Genomic DNA, 4326 nt, shown 5'->3' with positions numbered 1-4326 from the left:
GCTTTGAAGAAAATAATCCATTTGGATTAAAGAAAGAAGAGCTAAGGCCTTATCTTAATGATGATATTGTCATTTTCCCAGGATACGTAAATAATATAAAAGAATGGATTGCAAATAGTTCAGTATTTGTCTTGCCGTCATACAGAGAGGGTGTGCCAAGAAGCACACAAGAGGCGATGGCAATAGGAAGAGCTGTCATAACAACAGACACTGTTGGATGCAGAGAAACGGTCAAGGATGGTGTAAATGGCTTTTTAGTACCGCCATACAATTGCGACGTGTTAGCACAAAAAATGATGTATTTTATAAAAAATCCAGAAATGGTAATTCAAATGGGTATTGAAAGTAGAAAAATCGCAGAAGAAAAATTTGATATAAATGAACAAAACAAAAAGCTTATGAGTATAGTTGTTGGATATAAAAACTAGAGATTTTTAGCTTTTTTATTTTCTAGGCTATCCCCTCACTCCACCTTATATCCAGTGCCTCGCACAGTTTTTAGGCAAATGGTTGGGATCTTAGCTCTTATCTCCCGTACGAGCGATCTTATGCGGTCTTGAGATAATGTCTCGTTTTTGTATAGGTGATGATCTATCTCGTCGTAGGTGACGACGTGGGGCGAGTTTTTGCATAAAATTTCAAGTAGCTGGCTCTCCTTTTTGCCAAGATAGATGACCTCGCCCTCTTTTTTTATGCAAAGGGAGTCTTTATCAAAGACTAGGCCATTTTTTAGCTCAAATTTAGAGCCCAAAAGCACCTTACAAAGCCTAAAAACGTGAAATAAAAACTCTTCAGGGCAAAATGGCTTAATGATAAAGTCATTGACCCTAGCGTAGTAAATCCTCTTAAAAACGCTAGGGACGCTAACGTCTAGCAAAAGCATAATAGGAGTGATGTTTTGGCTATCTCTTATAAATTTAACCAGATCGAGGTTTAAATTTCTAGCCTTTACGTCAAAAACATAAAGATCGTATCTGTTGCCGCACTCAAAGTCTTTTATGACTTCGCTGGCGCTTTTGAGCTGGATCATCCTAAACCCAAAGCGGTAAAGCGATGCGTTTAGGATGACATTTTGCTCAAAGTCGCTTGAGAGCAGCAAGATATTCTTCATCAGCCAGCCATGCCACCGCCAGCTGGTTTTTTGGCATCTTTTTCAGCCTTTTGTTTTATAAATTCCTCTTCTTCTTTTGTAGGTTTGTACTCATCTTTGAAGAATTTTTGCTTAGTTTCGATCCTCTTTTCAAGCATCTTCTTGTCATAAATTTTATATGACGGCTTCCAATACTCAAGATAGTTTCTAAAGCCAGCGCCGTGACCTGCGTCGTAGTGGCAGCTTACGCATTTTAGCTCTTTAGGAGTGTCAAGGAGCTTTTTGTAGTGAGCGTGCATCTTTTGAGCTTGCGCTGAGGTTTTGTTGCTATCTATTACATTTGTATGGCAGCTTGTGCAGCCGTTGTCAAAGACGAAATGCTCGCGGTTTTTGAGGTTTTTATGCCAATCAATAGCGTTAGGATCGCCAAAGAAGTGCACCCAGCCCTCTAAAATGCCATTTTTCGCCTTTGTTAGGGCGTATTTTGCGATGTTGTCGTGTGGTATGTGGCAGTCTACGCATCTAGCTTTTATGCCTGTTTTGCCATTGCCGCTGTGGACGTCGTCGTTATAGGCGATGACCATAGGATCCATCTCGTGACAAACTATGCAGAATTTATCCCCACTCGTCTCATCAAGCGCATAATGAACTGGTAAAACGACTAAAAATCCAACAATTCCGCTTATTAATATGATAAGCGCTAGTAATTTTTTTGAAATTTTCATGGTGTTACCCCCATCCATTGCGGAACTTCATGCGCGTGGCACTCAGAACACATATTTGTAGACTCCTTATGCTCGTTGTGGCACTCGTCGCAGTACAAATTTGGACCGTCGTGGACTGAGTTGTGAGGATTTGCCTTTAGGGTATCCATGAATTTTAGTCTATCAGCTAGGAGTTTTTTACTCTTGTGGCAAGATAGACAGCCAGCGTCACCGATCGCTTTAAATTTACTAGGATCATCGCCCTGGTTTTGGTGACAATCAACGCAATCAAAGCTTAGGTGCTCGTGGTGAGGTTTGAGCTTGTGTTTGGCTCGTAGCTCGTCAGAGACTACTATTTTTGTGACGTTTAGATCGCCCTTTGGCATATCAGCACCAAAGAGATGAAGCGAAAATAAACAGGCAAAAATAGCAATGAATTTAAGCTTTCTCATACCCTTTCCTTTCTATTAAGATTTATAAACATCAAATTTCAACGGAAAACTAATATTTTTGCTTAAACTTACTTTTATGAAATTATAGTCTTCGCTTGATTAAATTTGTATTAATAATAAAATAGTGTGCCAAATGGCACACTAAATTTAGATGTTTTCTCCGGCGATCATGCCAAATACTATACAATCAGTGATCGCAACAGTGCCTAAGCGGCTCGCTCCGTGCGTACCACCAGTGATCTCGCCAGCTGCGTAAAGACCTGGTATTGGTTTGCCAGTCTTGCTTGATAATACTTGGGCTTTTTCGTTGATCTTTAGGCCGCCCATTGTGTGGTGAGGTTTTGGAGATAGGCGGATGACGTAAAATGGTCCAGCTTCGTTGATCTCAAAAAGCGCGCTCTCTTGCTTGCCAAATTCGTCTTTTTTAGCTTTTACGCCTTCGTTATATTTTTTGACCGTCTCTTTTAGCGCATCAGCTGGGACGCCGTATTTACTAGCGATCTCATCTAGGCTAGCGCACTCGCCCACTACTTTACCGCTACTCATGCCTTTATTTATCACATCTTCACTAAGCTCTTTAAATGCCATCTTTGTATCAGCAAATGTGATAGGGAATTTATCAGGCGCCGCTCTTAAAATTTTAAACTCAGCGTCCGCTCTTGTCTTGCGGTCAGCTAGCTCGTTCATAAAGCGTTTGCCGGTTCTTACGTCTACTGCGATGCCGTATTTAAATGTGCCTTGTTGAGTTAGGATAGGAGCTGTGCCAAAGCCTTTCTCATCAGGGCTTGCCCATGGACCAAACTGGATCCAGTCTACTTGCACAGGATATGCGCCAAGCTCAAATGCCTTTAAAAGTACGCCAGCTGTTGCGCCTGCGTGGTTTGTGCTATCGACATTGTCTGGGATACGTGGGTCTTGAAGCTTTCTAAACGCCTTATCTCTACAAAAGCCGCCAGCTGCAAGGACGACACCTTTGTTTGCTTTTATAGTCTTTTTAGTACCGCTCGTGTTCTCTAAGTCGTCGTTATAAAGTTTATCATCAAATTTATACTCTTCTCTTACTGCTACACCTACCACTTTGCCGCTCTCATCGACAACAAAGTCGTCAAATTTAGTTCTTCTTACTAGTTTGCAGCCATCTGTTTTTTCAAATTTCTCAAGCATAGGCTGAATGTAGCCTGAACCGCTATCATTTGTCGTAAGCATCGATCTAGCCACGCTGTGACCGCCAAAGTGAGCGCAGTGATCCATCTTAAACTGCACGCCGCAGTCTACTAAGAAGTTAAATGACTCCATCGCGCGGTTAGCTAGGGTTTCAAGTAGCTCTGGGTGGTTTAGTCCAAGGCCTGCTTTTAGGCAGTCTTCGATAAATAGCTCTTTGCTATCTTTTATGCCGGTTTTTGCCTGCACCGGATTTACGGGGACAGCCATGCCGCCGCCATTTATGACAGAGTTACCGCCGATCCTACCCATTTTTTCTACAATCAAGACCTTGTTTCCCTTTTTGGCTGCGCTAAGGCCAGCTGCAAGCCCAGCAAATCCAGAGCCGATGATGACAACGTCGTACTCTTCGTCAAATTTGACATCTTTTGCGTCTATGGCAGAAGCTTGTGCATTTACCGCACCTAAGGCCAAAGCACCAGCACCTGCAACACTCATCTTAAGCATTTCACGTCTTGAAATTTGCTTCATAAGATCTCCTTTTGGATAAAATTTTGTCTCGATATGAGAATTATACAAGGATAGTATGAGAATAATATGAGAAATGATAAAGTAGCTATATATAAAAAATATCAAGCCATTTCAAATCTAGTAAAGAAGATGGAAGAATTTGATGAAAATGAGAAAATTGAAAAATCAATATATAATTATTGGAATCATTATGGAAAAATTTTTAAAGAGTATGAAGATAAAAGTAGAGAAACTATAGGTAAAGAACAGAAAAGATAATTTTAAAGAATTTTTAGAAAAAACTTGAAAAGATAAGAGAGGATTGTTTATATGAAAACTTATCTAGTAACAGGGGCTGCAGGCTTCATAGGAGCAAATTTTTTAAAATATATCTTAAAGAAATATGAAG

General features: G+C 40.6%; 6 protein-coding genes. 2 read left to right on the top strand and 4 right to left on the bottom strand.

Annotated features, from left to right (window positions below):
- Positions 1 to 428: glycosyltransferase (locus Q0296_RS06315; RefSeq protein ID WP_298038176.1), on the top strand; the 428-nt coding region annotated here is incomplete at its 5' end.
- 35 nt (positions 429 to 463) lie between these two features.
- Here the strand turns inward: Q0296_RS06315 and Q0296_RS06310 are convergent.
- From Q0296_RS06310 to Q0296_RS06295, 4 genes are all read right to left on the bottom strand, one after another.
- Positions 464 to 1111 carry a winged helix-turn-helix domain-containing protein gene (locus Q0296_RS06310; RefSeq protein WP_298038173.1) on the bottom strand — a complete coding sequence of 216 codons (648 nt, stop codon included), beginning with the start codon at positions 1109 to 1111 and terminating at the stop codon, positions 464 to 466.
- Positions 1111 to 1815, bottom strand: coding sequence for a NapC/NirT family cytochrome c (locus Q0296_RS06305; RefSeq protein WP_012000975.1), 705 nt, complete (start codon positions 1813 to 1815; stop codon positions 1111 to 1113). Before Q0296_RS06305 ends, Q0296_RS06310 begins: the two co-directional genes overlap by 1 nt.
- Positions 1812 to 2246: a cytochrome c3 family protein gene (locus Q0296_RS06300; RefSeq protein ID WP_298038169.1), complete on the bottom strand. Its 435-nt coding sequence runs from the start codon at positions 2244 to 2246 to the stop codon at positions 1812 to 1814. Before Q0296_RS06300 ends, Q0296_RS06305 begins: the two co-directional genes overlap by 4 nt.
- Before the next feature lie 147 nt (positions 2247 to 2393).
- Positions 2394 to 3938: a flavocytochrome c gene (locus tag Q0296_RS06295; RefSeq protein WP_298038166.1), complete on the bottom strand. Its 1545-nt coding sequence runs from the start codon at positions 3936 to 3938 to the stop codon at positions 2394 to 2396.
- A 66-nt stretch (positions 3939 to 4004) separates the two neighbouring features.
- On the opposite strand from Q0296_RS06295, the gene Q0296_RS06290 reads away from it, so the two are divergent.
- On the top strand, positions 4005 to 4196 hold the full coding sequence (locus tag Q0296_RS06290; protein ID WP_298038164.1) for a hypothetical protein: 192 nt from the start codon (positions 4005 to 4007) through the stop codon (positions 4194 to 4196).
- The last annotated feature ends 130 nt before the right edge of the window (positions 4197 to 4326 follow it).

The sequence above is a fragment of the uncultured Campylobacter sp. genome, assembly GCF_937890585.1.
Lineage (GTDB): Bacteria > Campylobacterota > Campylobacteria > Campylobacterales > Campylobacteraceae > Campylobacter_A.
The sequence above is the reverse complement of the archived record's forward strand: the minus strand, read 5'-3'. Positions and strand labels throughout refer to the sequence as shown.

Excerpts from the sequence above, each read along its gene's own strand:
- Q0296_RS06310 (WP_298038173.1), bottom strand. The coding sequence starts at position 1,111 with ATGAAGAATATCTTGCTGCTCTCAAGCGACTTTGAGCAAAATGTCATC.
- Q0296_RS06305 (WP_012000975.1), bottom strand. The coding sequence starts at position 1,815 with ATGAAAATTTCAAAAAAATTACTAGCGCTTATCATATTAATAAGCGGA.
- Q0296_RS06300 (WP_298038169.1), bottom strand. The coding sequence starts at position 2,246 with ATGAGAAAGCTTAAATTCATTGCTATTTTTGCCTGTTTATTTTCGCTT.
- Q0296_RS06295 (WP_298038166.1), bottom strand. The coding sequence starts at position 3,938 with ATGAAGCAAATTTCAAGACGTGAAATGCTTAAGATGAGTGTTGCAGGT.
- Q0296_RS06290 (WP_298038164.1), top strand. The coding sequence starts at position 4,005 with ATGAGAAATGATAAAGTAGCTATATATAAAAAATATCAAGCCATTTCA.